General features: G+C 62.9%; 5 protein-coding genes and 3 tRNA genes. 6 read left to right on the forward strand and 2 right to left on the reverse strand.

Annotation, left to right across the window (positions count from 1 at the left end; genetic code table 11):
• The first annotated feature begins 27 nt into the window (after positions 1-27).
• Positions 28-2592 carry an ATP-dependent chaperone ClpB gene (clpB, locus tag CTR55_RS19855; RefSeq protein WP_296288663.1) on the forward strand — a complete coding sequence of 855 codons (2565 nt, stop codon included), beginning with the start codon at positions 28-30 and terminating at the stop codon, positions 2590-2592.
• A 129-nt stretch (positions 2593-2721) separates the two neighbouring features.
• On the opposite strand, the gene CTR55_RS19860 is transcribed toward clpB, so the two are convergent.
• Entirely contained in the window at positions 2722-3075 is a 354-nt protein-coding gene (locus tag CTR55_RS19860) for a PilZ domain-containing protein (protein ID WP_296288664.1), read from the reverse strand.
• 11 nt (positions 3076-3086) lie between these two features.
• Positions 3087-5381, reverse strand: a complete 2295-nt coding sequence (locus CTR55_RS19865; protein ID WP_296288666.1) for a DUF1631 domain-containing protein — start codon at positions 5379-5381, stop codon at positions 3087-3089.
• Positions 5382-5597: 216 nt separating this feature from the next.
• Between CTR55_RS19865 and CTR55_RS19870 the strand changes: the two genes are divergently transcribed.
• The 5 genes from CTR55_RS19870 to CTR55_RS19890 all read left to right on the forward strand — a co-directional run bounded on the left by CTR55_RS19870 (position 5598) and on the right by CTR55_RS19890 (position 16907).
• Positions 5598-5673: transfer RNA gene (locus CTR55_RS19870), tRNA-Asn, on the forward strand.
• A 9-nt stretch (positions 5674-5682) separates the two neighbouring features.
• Positions 5683-5759, forward strand: a tRNA-Pro gene (locus CTR55_RS19875).
• Positions 5760-5764: 5 nt separating this feature from the next.
• A tRNA-Lys gene (locus tag CTR55_RS19880) sits at positions 5765-5840 on the forward strand.
• Between the two features lie 460 nt (positions 5841-6300).
• Entirely contained in the window at positions 6301-15879 is a 9579-nt protein-coding gene (locus CTR55_RS19885) for an Ig-like domain-containing protein (protein ID WP_296288668.1), read from the forward strand.
• A 101-nt stretch (positions 15880-15980) separates the two neighbouring features.
• Positions 15981-16907 carry an OmpA family protein gene (locus CTR55_RS19890; RefSeq protein ID WP_296288669.1) on the forward strand — a complete coding sequence of 309 codons (927 nt, stop codon included), beginning with the start codon at positions 15981-15983 and terminating at the stop codon, positions 16905-16907.
• The last annotated feature ends 144 nt before the right edge of the window (positions 16908-17051 follow it).

Raw genomic sequence — 17051 nt, forward strand, 5'->3', positions numbered from 1 at the left:
CCGCCATAGAAAGGAAGGACGACCCTCATGCGAATCGACCGTTTGACCAGCAAGCTCCAGCTTGCACTCTCCGATGCCCAGTCCCTGGCCGTTGGACATGACCACCCAGCCATCGAGCCGGTGCACCTGCTGTCTGCGCTCATCGATCAGCAGGGCGGCTCGATCAAGCCCCTGCTGATGCAGGTCGGCTTTGATATCCCCGCGCTGCGCGCCGCTCTTAATAAAGAGATGGACACGCTGCCGAAGATCCAGAACCCCACCGGCGATGTGAACCTGTCGCAGGATCTGGCGCGCCTGCTCAATCAGGCCGACCGCCTGGCCCAGCAGAAAGGCGACCAGTTCATCTCCAGCGAGCTGGTATTGCTCGCCGCCATGGACGACAGCACCAAGCTCGGCAAGCTGCTGACCAGCCAGGGCGTCACCAGGAAGGCCCTGGAAAACGCCGTGACCAACCTGCGCGGCGGTGAAGCGGTGAATGATCCCAACGCCGAAGAATCCCGTCAGGCGCTGGACAAGTACACCGTCGACATGACCAAGCGCGCCGAGGACGGCAAGCTCGACCCGGTGATCGGCCGTGATGACGAAATCCGCCGCACCATCCAGGTCCTGCAGCGCCGCACCAAGAACAACCCCGTGCTGATCGGCGAGCCCGGCGTCGGCAAGACCGCTATCGTCGAAGGCCTGGCGCAGCGCATCGTCAACGGCGAAGTGCCTGACGGTCTGAAGGACAAACGCCTGCTGGCACTGGACATGGGCTCGCTGATCGCCGGCGCCAAGTTCCGTGGTGAGTTCGAGGAGCGCCTGAAGGCCGTGCTCAACGAGCTGTCCAAGCAGGAAGGTCGGGTCATCCTGTTCATCGACGAACTGCACACCATGGTTGGCGCCGGCAAGGCCGAGGGCGCCATGGACGCTGGCAACATGCTCAAGCCGGCCCTGGCCCGTGGTGAGCTGCACTGTGTGGGTGCCACCACGCTGGACGAGTACCGCCAGTACATCGAGAAGGACGCCGCTCTGGAACGCCGCTTCCAGAAGGTCCTGGTCGATGAGCCGAGCGAGGAGGACACCATCGCCATCCTGCGTGGCCTGAAAGAGCGCTACGAGGTGCACCACGGTGTGACTATCACCGACGGCGCGATCATTGCCGCGGCCAAGCTCAGCCACCGTTACATCACTGATCGCCAGCTGCCGGACAAGGCTATCGATCTGATCGACGAAGCGGCCAGCCGCATCCGCATGGAGATCGACTCCAAGCCGGAAGCGCTGGATCGCCTGGAGCGTCGCCTGATTCAGCTGAAGATCGAGCGTGAGGCGCTGAAGAAGGAAGACGACGAGGCGACCAAGAAGCGCCTCGCCAAGCTGGAAGAAGACATCGCCAAGCTCCAGCGCGAGTACGCCGATCTCGAGGAAATCTGGAAATCGGAGAAAGCCGAAGTCCAGGGTTCCGCGCAGATCCAGCAGAAGATCGAGCAGGCCAAGCAGGAGATGGAAACCGCGCGGCGCAAGGGCGACCTGGAAACCATGGCGCGCATCCAGTACCAGACCATCCCGGACCTGGAGCGCAGCCTGCAGATGGTCGACCAGCACGGCCAGACCGAGAAGCAGCTGCTGCGCAACAAGGTGACCGACGAGGAAATCGCCGAGGTTGTCGCCAAATGGACCGGCATCCCCGTGTCCAAGATGCTCGAAGGCGAGCGTGAAAAACTCCTGCGCATGGAAGATGACCTGCACAAGCGTGTCATCGGCCAGAACGAAGCCGTGGTAGCGGTTTCCAATGCCGTGCGCCGTTCCCGCGCCGGTCTGTCCGATCCGAACCGGCCCAGCGGCTCGTTCCTGTTCCTCGGCCCAACCGGGGTGGGCAAGACCGAGCTGTGCAAGGCGCTGGCCGAGTTCCTCTTCGACACCGAGGAAGCGCTGGTGCGCATCGACATGTCCGAGTTCATGGAAAAACACTCCGTGGCTCGCCTGATCGGCGCGCCTCCGGGCTACGTCGGTTATGAAGAAGGCGGTTATCTGACCGAGGCTGTACGTCGCAAGCCGTACTCCGTGGTGCTGCTGGATGAAGTTGAGAAAGCCCACCCGGACGTCTTCAACGTGCTGTTGCAAGTGCTGGAAGACGGTCGTCTGACCGACAGCCATGGCCGCACCGTGGACTTCCGCAACACCGTGGTGGTGATGACCTCGAACCTCGGTTCGGCGCAGATCCAGGAGCTGGTCGGCGACCGCGAAGCCCAGCATGCGGCGGTCATGGATGCGGTGAACGCGCACTTCCGTCCGGAATTCATCAACCGGATCGACGAAGTGGTGGTCTTCGAACCACTGGCCCGCGAGCAGATCGCCGGCATCGCCCTGATCCAGATGGGCCGCCTGCGCAAGCGCCTGGCCGAGCGCGAGCTGGGCCTGGAACTGAGCGAGGAGGCCATGGACAAGCTGATCGCCGTTGGTTTCGACCCGGTGTATGGTGCGCGGCCGCTCAAGCGCGCTATCCAGCGCTGGATCGAGAACCCGCTGGCGCAACTGATCCTCGCTGGCAAGTTCAACCCCGGCGCGAAGATTCACGCCAAGGTGGAGAACGACGAAATCGTCTTCTCCTGATCCGTGCTCCACGAAAAAGCCCGCCAATCGGCGGGCTTTTTCATGTTCTTTGTAGGAGCGAGCTTGCTCGCGAACCAGCCCCACAGCGGAGATTGTTCGCGGGCAAGCTCGCTCCTACGCAAAGAAGTGTCAGCCAGGCTGTTGGTTGCCGCCCAGCATGACCAGCAGTTGCTCGATCAGTTCGGCCTGATCCTCGGCGATATCGATGATATGGAAGCCCGCCCAGCCCAACTGGCCATCATTGCCCGCGCGGCTCCACAGGCAGTCCGCGCCGAGGTGAACTTCACCAATCTCGTCCAGTGGCGGAGCGGGCACAAGCCGGCAATCCCATACCGAGTCGGCTTCCGGCACGTCCACGCCGCAGAGCATGAAACCCTCGGCGGACAGGTCGGCAAGCCGGCCCAGGCTGCGCCCGGAGTGGCGGTCGAAGACTTCCACGGTCAGCCCGGTCTGCTGCCGGCTGTGCTGGCGACGTTCTCCCATCGACTGCTCCTTCAGGTCTGTGCCGGGCCGCGCCCGGAAGTAAAGCGTTGCAGGACCCGGTAGATCGCATTCAGCGCACGATCCATCAGCGGGGCGGTCTGTTCCGTCGGTACCAGGCGGACCTTGCCCGCTTCCATCTCCTGGGCCAACTGCACTATCGGTTTGACCGCCACCCGCTGCCCGGTGTGGTCGACGAACATGTAGTTACGCGTGGTCGGGCTGAACCACGAGAGCTTGAGCCGGCGTGCCGGCGTGGTGTCGCTGAATTCAAACCAGGTGCCGAACTCCAGGTGGTTCAGCTCCTTCATCAATACCCGCACGCGCTCGGACAACGCCTCGCCGCTGGGTTTGACCAACGTGTGGCCTTCGGCGCCGAGCATGGCACCCAGCGGGCTTTCCGGAAGCTTCTGGTTGAGCTGTGCAGCGATCTGCGGCTGTTGTGCCTGGATCGCGTGCTGACAGGCGACCAGGTCCTGTAGCAGCCGGCGGATGCCATCCTCGTGGTAGCCGCCCAGTACTTCCAGCCCTTTGCGCAGTTCTTCCAGCAGAGCAAGGCGGATCGATTGCAGGTGTTCGGCACCGGCGGCGTCCAGCGGGGTCACGCTCCAGGCCAATTGCTCGCCGACTTCGCAGGCACGCTTCCATTCGTCGCTGTGCTCGCCGCTGCGCAGGACGATGAAGGTGAGAGCGTCGCACCAGCTCATTTCCAGGAAGTTACGCACCAGTTCCGGCAGTTCACGGTCCTGGGTCACCTTGGTTATGGCCTCCAGCGCCTGCTCCCGCGCGGCCAGCAGGCGGTCGCGGCCGCGGGTGGCTTCCATGGCGCGGCGTTCGCGCAACTCCACCTTTTGCCGCAGGTTGGCGACGTACTCGTTGAAATCGCCCAGCAACGTGTCGAACAGCGACAGGTCGCCGACGAAATCCTGGATCACCCGTTCGACTATCCAGTGCAGCTTCGCCAGCAGCGCGCGCTCTTCTCCCTCGCCGCCATACAGCACACCGGCCTGGGCCATGGCATTCAGCAGCTTGCGTGCCGGGTGGTGGTGCTGAGTGAACAGTTGCTTGTCCAGCAGCGCCACCTTGAGGAACGGCGTGTGCAGGTGGGAGAGAGTGGTCTTGCAACTGTCTGGCAGGTTTTCATCGTCGAGGATGAAGTCGAAAACCATGCCGACCAGGTCGATCACGTCGGCTTCCTGGTCATTCAGCCGGGTATTGTGCGGCTGCGCGCTGCCGGCCTCTAGCTGGCGCTGCAGGCCGGCTTTCAACGCATCGACCGGTTGCGGCTGGCGCAGCCGATGGGCCAGTTCGTGGGCCGACTCGCGCTGCAGCCGGTTCAATGCCTCTAGCAGTTCGTTGGCGCTGTACGTCGTGGAGGCGGTTGCCGGGCCAAAGCTGACGATGCTCTGGGTATTGCCGAACAGCGTGGCGTTGTCACCGCGACGTCGATGTTCGGCGAGCAGCACGGCAAGGCCGCCGAACAGGGCATTGCGGTCGCCTGGCGGCATATCCGGCAAGTCGCCTGCGGTGTGGGGCGGGGGGGCGTAGTCTCCTCCGTCCGTCGCTACGGAGGCTTTCTCCGCGGCAGCCGGCTGGGGCGCTGGCGCCGGGCGCTGGCCCTGCGGGCGGTATTTCAGGTTCGGCAGGATGCCGCCGTCGGCCAGCCGCTTGTTCAGCTGTTTATATAGAGGCTGCAGGTGCTGCATGACCTGCTGATCGAAAAGCACATAAAGGATGGTCTTGATCCGCAGCGGGAAAACGCTGCGGGCCAGGGTGTCGCGGAAGGCCTGGGCGATGGCGTGCGGGCCGAAAGGATTACGATCCTCGCCCAGCTTGCTGCCGTTGTTGAGCAGCGCCAGGCGCTGATCCAGGGCAAACAGCAATTGTGCGCAGTGGGCCCGGACCTGGTTGACCATGTTGGTGACCAGCAGCGTCTCTTCATATTCATCGTTGCCGACCAGGGTCAGCTGATCCACGTCCAGCTCGTCCAGAGACTCGGGCCGCGGTAGCTTGCCTTCGAGGAAGTCGCTCAGGCCCTGGGCGATCCGCTGGTGGTAGAAGCGCTCCAGGTTCGGCCTTTCACGGCGGACCTCACGCATGGCGTCGAAGAACAGAGCCTGGACCTGGTTGTTCTCGGCTTTCTCGGCGCATTCGAAGAGCGTGTCATCCACCTGGGCGAAGACGTGCCCCAGGAGCTCGGCGAGGTGATTCATCGCCAACTGGCGGCAGCCCTGCACCAGTTCGCCGAAACGGGGCTGGATCACCCGGCTGGCGACTGGGGAGGGTGGTGGGGTGTCCTTGTTGCTCATGGCCATCCTGTGCGTGATCGTTCCGTTTACACCCGTGGTGGATCACTCGTGTTTTTCCATGCAGATATAGCAACCCGCCCGGCACCCTGCAAAGCAGAGAAAAACTTTTTGGATCAGAGTGTTGACAGACGTTTCGATATACGTAAAATGGCGCGCCTCTGATACGGGAATCCGGTGAAGCCGGAAGAAAGTAGAGGAGATTGAAAGGCTTGTCGTTCCGCGATAGCTCAGTCGGTAGAGCAAATGACTGTTAATCATTGGGTCCCTGGTTCGAGTCCAGGTCGCGGAGCCAACTTTCAAACGGGGTATAGCGCAGTCCGGTAGCGCGCTTGCTTTGGGAGCAAGATGTCGGGAGTTCGAATCCCCCTACCCCGACCACTTTTGGGTCGTTAGCTCAGTCGGTAGAGCAGTTGGCTTTTAACCAATTGGTCGTAGGTTCGAATCCTACACGACCCACCATATCGAAGACACTGCATCAGCAAGTGTCAGAAGTGAACGCAAAGTTCTCTTCACTGAAAAGCCCACCTTAACGGTGGGCTTTTTTGTTTCCGTTGATTCCCCCTGCCGAATACCGCGGTGTCCCCAATGGCAACGCTTGCTCGGCCATTGGGGACACCGACTTGCCTGACAGACGAAGCTTTCATCTTGCACGGCGTTGAGTCGAACGCGATTTTCTCATGCGCTGTGGTGCTCCAGTGAGGGCTCTGACAGTGTAAGCGCTGCTCTAGCTGGCGCTCGCGCAGGACTTTTCGCCCTCATGCTGAGCTGGCTTGCATCCCGCTTTTTCCGCTCCGTTCGGTACTTTGTAGTCTCGATCAGAAAACCCGGCCGTCTTGTCAGAGTGTTCTGATCTTCTTGGTTGCTGCGGAAAATTAATCTCCTCACCTCGAAAACGTGTCCCTCCCGAGGTGGGTTTGAAATGGCAATTGAAAATATCGGTCTGGTAGCCGTCACCGAGAACGCAGCCAAGAAGGTTGCGGTCAAGGCTGGTGGAAAGATCAAGGCACAAGCGGGTACCAAGTACCTTCTTCAAGTTGAAAACAACGACGTTGCACCTGAAAACGTTACCGTCAAACGCGTTGGCAAGGACCTGCTGGTTCAGTTCGAGGGCAGTGAAAAGCCCGACCTGACCATCCAGGACTTCTTTGCCGACGGCATGGACAGCCAGCTCTACGGCGTTGCTGAAGACGGCCAGCTGTACGCCTACGTCCGCACCGACGGCGAAGGCTTCGGTGGCCAACTGCTGCTGGCCGATGGCGAGTCCGCTCCCATTGCGCTGGGTGGCGACGCCCTGGCAGACGGCGCCCCTTATCTGGCGTCCACTTTCGATGACGCAGCAGGCTTCGTCCTGTGGCCGTGGCTGCTCGGCCTAGCCGGCATTGGTGCCGCTGCCGCGGCTATCATTCACCACAATCAGAATGATGATCACCACCACGGGAAATCGACCAGCCCGGCCCCGACCAACATCAAGGCGATGGACGACGTCGGTCCGATCCAGGGCCAACTGCACAACGGCGATATCACCGACGATTCGCACCCGGCGATTTCCGGTAACGGCGTTCCCGGCGCGATCATCCATGTCTTCGACAATGGCCAGGAAATCGGCTCCACCACTGTGCAGCCGGACGGCACCTGGTCGTTCACCCCTGAGCTCGCCGACGGCGCGCACAGCATCGACATCACCCAGGAAGTCCCCGGCCAGAAGCCCAGCGCTCCGGTCGATGTCGTCGACATCACCGTCGATACCACTCCGCCGGTCGCACCGACCGCCGAGATCGAAGGCGCCAAGACTGACGGTGGTGAAACCTACAGCAACGACAGCACGCCGACCATCCACGGTAACGGCGAGCCGGGCGACAAGATCATCATCGTCTTCCCCACCGGCGAAACCGTTGAAACCATCGTCGCCGATGACGGCACCTGGGTGGCCCCGCAGCCGACCCAACCGCTGCCCGAAGGCAACAACGACATCAAGGTGATCGAGCAGGACCCTGCCGGTAACCAGACCGAGATCATCGTTCCGGTGATCATCGACACCATCGCCCCGACCGCTCCCGAGGTTCATCTGGACCCGGCTTCCGACACCGGCATCAAGGGCGATGACATCACCAGCGACACCAAGCCGACCATCGACGGCAAGACCGAGCCGGGTGCCGACGTCACCGTCACCTTCCCCAACGGCGAAGAGATCCACACCAAGGCCGACGAGAACGGCGACTGGTCCGTCACCCCGACCCAGCCGCTGCCCGAAGGCAACAACGACATTACCGTCATCGCCACCGACCCGGCAGGCAACCAGAGCGAGCCCACGGTCATTTCCGTGGTGATCGATACCACCCCGCCGACCGCGCCGGAAGCGCACCTGGACCCGGACTCCGACTCGGGCATCAAGGGTGATGACATCACCAACGACACCAAGCCGACCATCGACGGCAAGACCGAGCCGGGCGCCGAGGTCACCGTGACCTTCCCGACTGGCGAAGTTGCCACCACCACCGCTGATGCCAATGGCGACTGGCACGTCACGCCGACCCAGCCGCTGCCCGAAGGCAACAACGACATCACCATCATCGCCACCGACCCGGCAGGCAACCAGAGCGAGCCTACGGTCATCTCCGTGGTCATCGACACCCAGGCCCCGGATGCCCCGGATGCCTGGCTCGACCCTGCGTCCGATTCGGGCACCAAGGGCGACAACATCACCAACGACACCAAGCCGACCATCGACGGCCAGACCGAGCCGGGCGCTGACGTAACTGTCACCTTCCCGACTGGCGAAGTGATCAATACCAAGGCGGACGACGAAGGCAACTGGCACGTTACCCCGACCCAGCCGCTGCCCGAAGGCAGCAACGACATCACCGTCATCGCCACCGACCCGGCGGGCAACCAGAGCGAGCCGACCACCGTCAACGTGGTCATCGACACCACTCCTCCGGACGCCGACAAGCTGGCCATCACCGGTGTGCTGGACGACGTGGGCCTGATCACCGGCAACATCGAGAACGGCGGCACCACCGACGACTCGCACCCGACCATCAGCGGCACCGGCACGGCCGGCGACCTCGTCACCGTCTACACCAAGGACACCACCGGCAATCACCCGATCGGCAGCACTGTCGTGGGCGAGGACGGCAAGTGGTCGCTGACTCCGGAACTGCCGATCAACGTCGGGCTGAACGAGCTGACCGCCGTTGAAACCGACGTGGCCGGCAACGCCACCACCAGCCAGCCGTACGACATCACCCTGGACATGTCCGCGCCGAACGCGCCGACCATCGAAAGCGTCTACGACGACGTCGGTCCGTACCAGGGCTACCTGCAGAAGGGCGACGTCACCGACGACAACAAGCCGACCTTCAACGGCAGCGCCGAGGCTGGCAGCACCGTCAAGCTGTACGACGGCAGCAATGTCCTGATCGGCAGCGCCATCGCCGATGGCAACGGCCACTGGAGCATCACCCCGGCAACCGCCCTGGCCGACGGCCAGCACGAGGTCTATGCCACCGCCACCAACCCGGTGGGCGTGGTCAGCGAGCCGACCGGCCTGTGGCCGTTCAGCGTCGACACCAGCGCTCCGGCCAATGTCACCGACCTGGTCGTGTCCGATGACGTCGGCGCCGTGACCGGTCCGCTGCACGATGGCGACACCACCGACGACAACCGTCCGGACTTCAGCGGCGATGCCGAACCGGGCAGCAAGGTCATCATCTTCGATAACGGCGAGAAGATCGGTGAAGCCGACGTCGCTGACGACGGCACCTGGTCGTTCACCCCGACCGAACCGCTGGCCGACGGCGAGCACGCCTTCACCACCGAAGTGGTCGATGAAGCCGGCAACAACAGCGGCCAGAACGACCCGCTGCACGTGATCGTGGACACCCGTGATGTGGTCATCTCCATCACCCACGTGATCGACGACGTGGGCAGCATCACCGGCGACATCGCGCCCCATGGCGTGACCGACGACGTGCGCCCGGAAATCCAGGGTACCGGCAAGTCCGGCAGCACCATCACCGTCTACGACGGCGAAGTAGAGCTGGGCACCACCACCGTGGACGCCAAAGGCAACTGGAGCTTCACCCCCACCGCCGATCTGGCCGAAGGCGCGCACGAAATCCGCGCTACCGCCACCGACAAGTCCGGCAACGTCAGCGAGCCGGCGAAGTTCGACTTCAGCATCGACACTACTGCGCCGAACAAGCCGAGCATTGACCAGGTCTACGACGACGTGGGCGCCATCCAGGGCCCGATCGCGGACGGTGGCGTCACCGACGATTCGACCCCGACAATCTCCGGCAAGGCCGAAGCGGGCTCGATCGTGACCGTGTACGACAACGGCGAGAAGCTCGGCAGCGTGACCGCCGACAAGGACGGTGACTGGAGCTACACCCCGACCACTCCGCTGAGCGAAGGCGCTCACGAGTTCATCGTCGACGCCACCGACAAGGCCGGCAACACCAGCGCCAAGTCCGATCCGTTCGACATCGTCACCGACTACACCGCTCCGGACATGCCGACCATCACCGGCGTGCTCGACAGCATCGGTGAAGTGACCGGCAACATCCCCAATGGCGGCAAGACCGACGACTCCCGTCCGGTCATCAGTGGCGAAGGCACCGCCGGTGACACCATCACCGTCTACGCCAACGACCCGATCGCCGGCAACCACCCGATCGGCTCCACCACCGTGGGCGAAGATGGCACCTGGTCGCTGACCCCGGAAACTCCGCTGAACGTCGGTCTGAACGACCTGACCGCCGTGGAAACCGACGCCGCCGGCAACTCCACCAAACCCAGCGACCCCTACAGCTTTACCTTCGACCCGGTCGAGCCTGGCGTGCCCGTGATCGTCAACGTCCTCGACGACGTTGGCCCGTACACCGGCTTCCTGCAGAAGGGCGACGTCACCGACGACAACAAGCCGACCATCAACGGCACCGCCGAGGCCGGCAGCACCGTCAAGCTGTACGACGGCAACAACGTCCTGATCGGCAGCACCACCGCCGATGCCGACGGCAACTGGAGCATCACCCCGGCAACCGCCCTGGCCGACGGCAAGCATGACGTCTATGCCACCGCCACCAACGACACTGGTGTGGTCAGCCCGCAAACCGGCAAGTGGGACTTCATCGTCGACACCAGCGCTCCGGACAACGTCACCAACCTGGTCGTCACTGACGACGTTGGTGCCAAGACCGGCCCGCTGCACGACGGCGACACCACCGACGACAACCGCCCGACCTTCAGCGGCGACGCTGAACCCAACGGCAAGGTCATCATCTATGACAACGGCAACAAGATTGGCGAAGCCGACGTCGATGCCGATGGTCAGTGGTCCTTCGAACCGACTACCCCGCTGAAGGATGGCGACCACGCCTTCACCACCGAAGTACTGGACGAAGCCGGCAACAGCAGCGGCCAGAACGACCCGCTGCACGTGATCGTCGACACCAGCGGTCTGGGCGTAGTGATCACCCACGTGATCGATGACGTGGGCAGCATCACCGGCGACATCGCACCCAACGGCGTGACCGACGACAAGCGTCCGGAAATCCAGGGCACCAGCAAGCCGGGCAGCATCGTCAAGATCTTCGACGGCAGCGTCGAACTGGGCAGCACCACCGCCGACGGCAAGGGCAACTGGACCTTCACCCCGTCCAAGGACCTGGTTGAAGGCCCGCACGACGTCTCCGCCATCGCCACCGACAAGGCCGGCAACGTCAGTGATCCGTCGACGTTCCACTTCAGTGTCGACACCACCGCGCCGACCAAGCCGAGCATCGACTCGGTGACCGACGACGTGGGCAGCATCCAGGGCCCGATCGCCAACGGCGGCGTGACCGACGACTCCACCCCGACCCTGGCCGGCCAGGCCGAGGCGGGCTCCACCGTGGTCATCTACGACAACGGCCAGAAACTGGGCTCCGTGGTCGCGGATGCCGACGGCGAGTGGAGCTACACCCCGACCACCCCGATCAGCGAAGGCACGCACGACTTCACCGTCGATGCGACCGACAAGGCCGGCAACACCAGTCCGAAGTCCGATGTCTTCACCGTCATCACCGACTACACCGCACCGGATGCCAGCAAACTGGCCATCACCGGCGTGGAAGATCATGCCGGCACCATTACCGGCAACATCGTCAATGGTGGTATCACCGATGACCAGCGTCCGGACATTCACGGTACCGGTACCGCCGGCGACCTCGTCACCGTCTACACCAAGGACAGCACCGGTAACCATGTGATCGGCAGCGCGGTCGTGGGCGAAGACGGCAAGTGGTCGATGACCCCGGAACTGCCGCTGGTCTCGGGTCTCAACGACCTGACCGCCGTCGAGTCCGACCCGGCTGGCAACGCCACCGCGCCGACCGACAAGTACAGCATCACCCTGGACACCTCCGTGCCCCAGGCGCCGGTCATCGTCAGCGTGCTCGACGACGTTGGCCCGTACACCGGCTTCCTGCAGAAGGGTGACGTCACCGACGACAACAAACCCACCATCGCGGGTACCGCGCCGGCTGGCAGCGTCGTTCGCCTGTACGACAACAACGACGTCCTGATCGGCAGCACCACCGCCGACACCTCGGGCAGCTGGACCATCACCCCGGAAACCGCCATGGCTGACGGCAAGCATGACGTCTATGCCACCGCCACCAACAGCGTGGGCGTGGTCAGTGAACCGACCGGCAAGTGGGACTTCAGCATCGACACCAGTAAACCGTCCAACGTCACCGACCTGGTCGTCACCGACAACGTCGGCAACGTGACCGGCCCGCTGCACGACGGCGACACCACTGACGACAACCGCCCGACCTTCAGCGGTGATGCCGAGCCCAATGGCAAGGTCATCATCTATGACAACGGCACGAAGCTTGGCGAAGCCGACGTCGATGCCGACGGCAAATGGGAGTTCAGACCCACCACCGGGCTGGACGACGGCAAGCATGACTTCACCACCGAAGTGCTCGACAAGGCCGGCAACAGCAGCGGCCAGGGCGACAAGCTGGACGTGATCGTCGACACCAGCGGTGTAGGCGTAGCCATCACCCACGTGATCGATGACGTGGGCAGCATCACCGGCGACATCACCTCCGGTGGCTCCACCGACGACAAACGTCCGGAAATCCAGGGCACTTCCAAGGCCGGCAGCACCGTCAAGATCTTCGACGGCAGCGTCGAACTGGGCAGCACCACCGCCGACTCCAAGGGCAACTGGAGCTTCACGCCCAAGTCCGATCTGGCCGACGGCGCGCACAGCATCCAGGCCATCGCCACCGACAAGGCCGGCGTGGTCAGCACCCCGGCGACGTTCGACTTCATCGTCGACACCACTGCCCCGAACAAGCCGACCATCGACTCGATCACCGACGACGTGGGCAGCATCCAGGGCCCGATCGCCAATGGCGGCGTGACCGACGACTCTACCCCGACCCTGGCCGGCAAGGCCGAAGCCGGCTCCATCGTGGTCATCTATGACAACGGCGCCAAACTGGGCAGCACCACCGCCGACCAGGACGGCAAGTGGAGCTACACCCCGACCACTCCGCTGAACGAAGGCGAGCAGAAGTTCACCGTCGACGCCACCGACAAGGCAGGCAACACCAGCGCCAAGTCCGACCCGTTCATCATCACCACCGACTACTCGGACCCGGATTCGAACTCGACCAAGCTGACCATCGACAACGTCACCAGCGACAACACCGTGAATAGCGCGGAGTCCAAAGGCAATGTCACCGTCAGCGGCAAGGTGACCGGCGAATTCACCGCCGGTGACAAGGTGACCTTCAAGCTCGACGGCACCACCTACAGCGCCGACGTCAAAGCCGACGGCACCTGGAGCGTGGCCGTGCCCGGCAGCAAGCTGGTGGACAACAGCAGCCACGAGATCGACGCGATCCTGGTAGCGCACGATGCGGCCGGTAACGCTGGCACCATCACCGCTGAGCACAGCTACAACGTGGCGCTCAACAACGTGTCCATCACCAGCATGAGCAAGGACTCGGCGATCGATGTCGCCCACTCCACCGACTTCATCACCGCCGATGGCAGTGCCGGGCGTGGTGTGTACGGCAAGCTCGACCAGACCCTGGTCAGCGGCGAGAAAGTGCAGGTGTCCTTCGACGGCGGCAAGACCTGGGTCACCGCTTCGACCAGCGGCCTGAACTGGACGGCTGTGGATACCACTGCGCACACCGGCAACTGGACCATCCAGGCGCGTGTGGTGGACGGCAGCGGCGCTCCGCAGACCGATGTGGCCAGCCAGGACGTGAGCCTCCTGGGCAACCAGGGCGGAGCACCGACCATCACGGATATTCCGGATGCGGACGGCACCTACACCACGGCCAAGGCGGCCGATGGTGCGGACGTGAAGGTCTCCCTGGCAGGCACCAATGCCAAGGCCGGCGATACCCTGCACATCATCTGGGGCGACACCACCTATGACCAGGTGCTGACCGCGGACGACATCTCCGCAGGCAAACTGACGGTGACCGTGCCGGCTCAGCAGACTGTTCAGCAGGGCGGCAAGTTCGACTTCGCCGTCACCGCGCAGATCGTTACCCTGGAAGGGCAGATCAGTTCCCCAAGTGCAGCGATGCAGGTACATGGGGAAGGTTGGATTACGCCGGCGCAGGACAGCCTGCTGCGCACGATTACGACGATGAATGGCAGTACTGTCTATCAGGGTGGCGGTTTCACTATCACTACCAATGGCGCGCTCAGTCAATATGGCGGGGATAGCACCACCAATGCCGGTGTAGTCATCGGGGGCGACACTTCGAAGTATGGCGAGATCAACTTCAACACGCCGGTTTCGAGCTTCAACGTCCAAATCAGTGGGCTTGATGCAACTGGCTCTCGTGTCGTGGTCTATGACGCCCAAGGCAATATCCTGTCAGATACGACGGTGAATGCTGACGGCTCCGGTGGCACAACCAAGTCAGCGCTGTACAACTACATCGCACCGGTCGGGACCGATATTGGCAAGGTGATGGTCTACAGCGACGGCGCGACCGGCGGTGTAGTGATGAGCAAGCTCAACTTCAACCAGATCCACCACGATCCAGGCTACATCGATACCTTCGCCAACGAAGTGGGCAAGAGCGGTGGCTTCTACAGTGCCGATGGCCACTACACCATGACGACCACGGGCAGTGTGGTGGTTGAGAAAGATGCGGACTCGCTTTCCGTTCCCCATCTGTACATCGGAAAAAACTACGGTGACATGTCGAGCTCGTCGGCGACTTTTACCTTCGACCAGCCGGTGAAATACATCTCCTACGACATGATGTTGGTGGAAAACACCGCCGGTAATGGGTCCTGGTTGGTGGTCTTCGATACCAACGGCAATAAGATCTTCGATCGTTTGTGCACCAATAGTGCCAGTTCGAAGACTAGCTGGGAGCAATTCAACTACGAGGCTCCGGAGGGGATCAGCATCGGCAAGGTGACGATCTATAGCGACTATGCCGGTATGGCGATCAGTAACTTCACCAGTCTCTTGTCGCCGGATGTGCCCACTGGTCAGATGGTGGTCGACCATGGCTGGGAGACATACTTCGACGATAGCTCCGTTAACGTGATCACGGTGAACTACGGGCAAAGCTTTGCCGGCGGCACCTTCAAGGGCGGGGCCAGCCTGGCCGGATACCACAGTGATAGTGGTGCCTTCACTATCAGCGGAACGGCATGGAAGACGGCCTCAGGCACCTGGGTGAACGCGGGTCAAGGCTCGATGTTCCTGGAGAACGGCAAGACCGCAGTGGTGACCTTCGACTCGGCTCGATCGGAGATCAACGTTTCCGCTACCGGTATCGAGATGGGCAACACGGCGATCCTCAAGATCTACAGTTCGAGCGGCACGCTGCTGGATACGATCAACATGACCAACCCAACCGGGACGGCTGACATGCAGTCGTTCACCTACCATGCGGACGGGAACAGCATTGGCCGTATCGAGCTTACCGGTGAGGCAGGCGGGACTTACATCACCGGTATCTCCTCGGAGGTCACGAATCTGTCGACGGACAACGACGTCATCTCCATGGTCGTCGACCCGGTTGCCTACTTCGCCCAGGACTCGGCGCACATCCACGGCAGTTCCGGCCTGGATACGCTCAAGCTCACCGGCGCGAACCAGGTCCTGGACCTGACCAAGCTCACCGGCGACAACGACCTGGCGAAGATCAGCAGCATCGAGAAGTTCGACATCACCGGCACCGGCAACAACACGTTGAAGATCTCCCTCAACGACGTGCTGAACCTGGGGGAAACCGATCTGTTCCGCAAGGACGGCAAGGTTCAGGTGATGGTCGATGGCGATGCCGGCGACAAGGTGCAACTGGCCAACCTGCACGACCACGGCACCGCGCCGGGGGTCTGGCAGGCTGCCGGCACCACCTCCATCGATGGCGCGACCTACCAGGTCTACAACTACAGCAACCTGGATGCCGAAGTCCTGATCAAGCAGGCCGTCACCGCCTCCATCGTCTAACGCAGCCCCTGGAAAGGGAGGCGGGAACCCATCCCGCCTCCCGCTCCGAACCTTATTGCTCGCTCCGCCGCTCGCGGCGGAGCTCACCAGAGACTCTTCAAATGACTTCGATCACTTACGCAAAGGCCAAGGCAAAAGCCAAGCGCCAATGGCCCCTGGCCCTCGCGGCCCTGGCCGTCCTGACCAGCTTCCACGCCCCGCTGAGCCTGGCCGCCCCCGGCGACCGCGACATCTACGCCGAGACCTATGAAAAGGTCGAATCCGTCGTCAAGCAGCAAGCCCAGATCGTCATGTTCCGTGGCAAGGACGGCGGCAAGGACGCGGCCCACGTCTACATCGACGGCCAACTGCAAAGCGCCCTGATGCCCGGCGGCTACACCGTGTTCTGCACCCCCGCGGGCGAACACTCGGTGGAGTCCTACATCGGCGATGCGCCGCTGTACACCGGCAAGCGCAACCCGCAGAGCTACGCCAAGCTCGACGGCGGCCAGACCTACGTCCTGGAAGCCCCGGTCGGCCAGAACCAGAGCACCCCCATCGTGCATACCGGGCGTGACGCCGAACAGAGCCTGCAGGGCATGCGCCGGCAGATCCACGTGATCAGCCGCGCCACCTCCGTGGTGCCCTGCCAGACCGAGACCAAGCTGACCCTGCGCAGCGACGTGCTGTTCCCCTTCGGCAAGGGTGGCTACAAGGACCTGACCGCTGAAGGCCGTAGCCAACTGCGCCAGGCAGTGGCAGACATCAAGAGCAAGAGCGAGCACGTCACCGGCATTGCGGTCGTCGGCCACGCCGACCCGATCGGCAACGCCCGGAGCAACCAGCGCCTGTCGCAACAGCGCGCCGAAACCGTGCGCAAGGTCCTGCTGGAGCAGGGCATCCAGAGCCAGCTGGTACACGCCAGTGGCCATGGCAGCGCCGAGCCGGTGGTGCAGTGCGGCCGTACGCGCAATGCCGCGAACATCGCCTGCAACGCACCGAACCGTCGCGTAGAACTGGTCATCCAGGGCCAGCAGAACGACCAATAAGGTCGACACCACCCGCTGTTCCCACCTCTTATCGCCAGGGTCGCGCTTGTAACGCGCGGTCCTGGCGATTTTCTTTGCCTCCCGTGGCGACCTTCCCACTGCCGTGCAATGCGGCTAATTCGGTGAAGGAAAGGTACGTCAAGC

The organism is Pseudomonas sp., from assembly GCF_002796985.1.
Classification (GTDB): domain Bacteria; phylum Pseudomonadota; class Gammaproteobacteria; order Pseudomonadales; family Pseudomonadaceae; genus Pseudomonas.

Bases quoted from the DNA above. Each gene is read 5' to 3' on its own strand.
- clpB (WP_296288663.1), top strand. From the start codon at position 28: ATGCGAATCGACCGTTTGACCAGCAAGCTCCAGCTTGCACTCTCCGAT.
- CTR55_RS19860 (WP_296288664.1), bottom strand. From the start codon at position 3,075: ATGGGAGAACGTCGCCAGCACAGCCGGCAGCAGACCGGGCTGACCGTG.
- CTR55_RS19865 (WP_296288666.1), bottom strand. From the start codon at position 5,381: ATGAGCAACAAGGACACCCCACCACCCTCCCCAGTCGCCAGCCGGGTG.
- CTR55_RS19885 (WP_296288668.1), top strand. From the start codon at position 6,301: ATGGCAATTGAAAATATCGGTCTGGTAGCCGTCACCGAGAACGCAGCC.
- CTR55_RS19890 (WP_296288669.1), top strand. From the start codon at position 15,981: ATGACTTCGATCACTTACGCAAAGGCCAAGGCAAAAGCCAAGCGCCAA.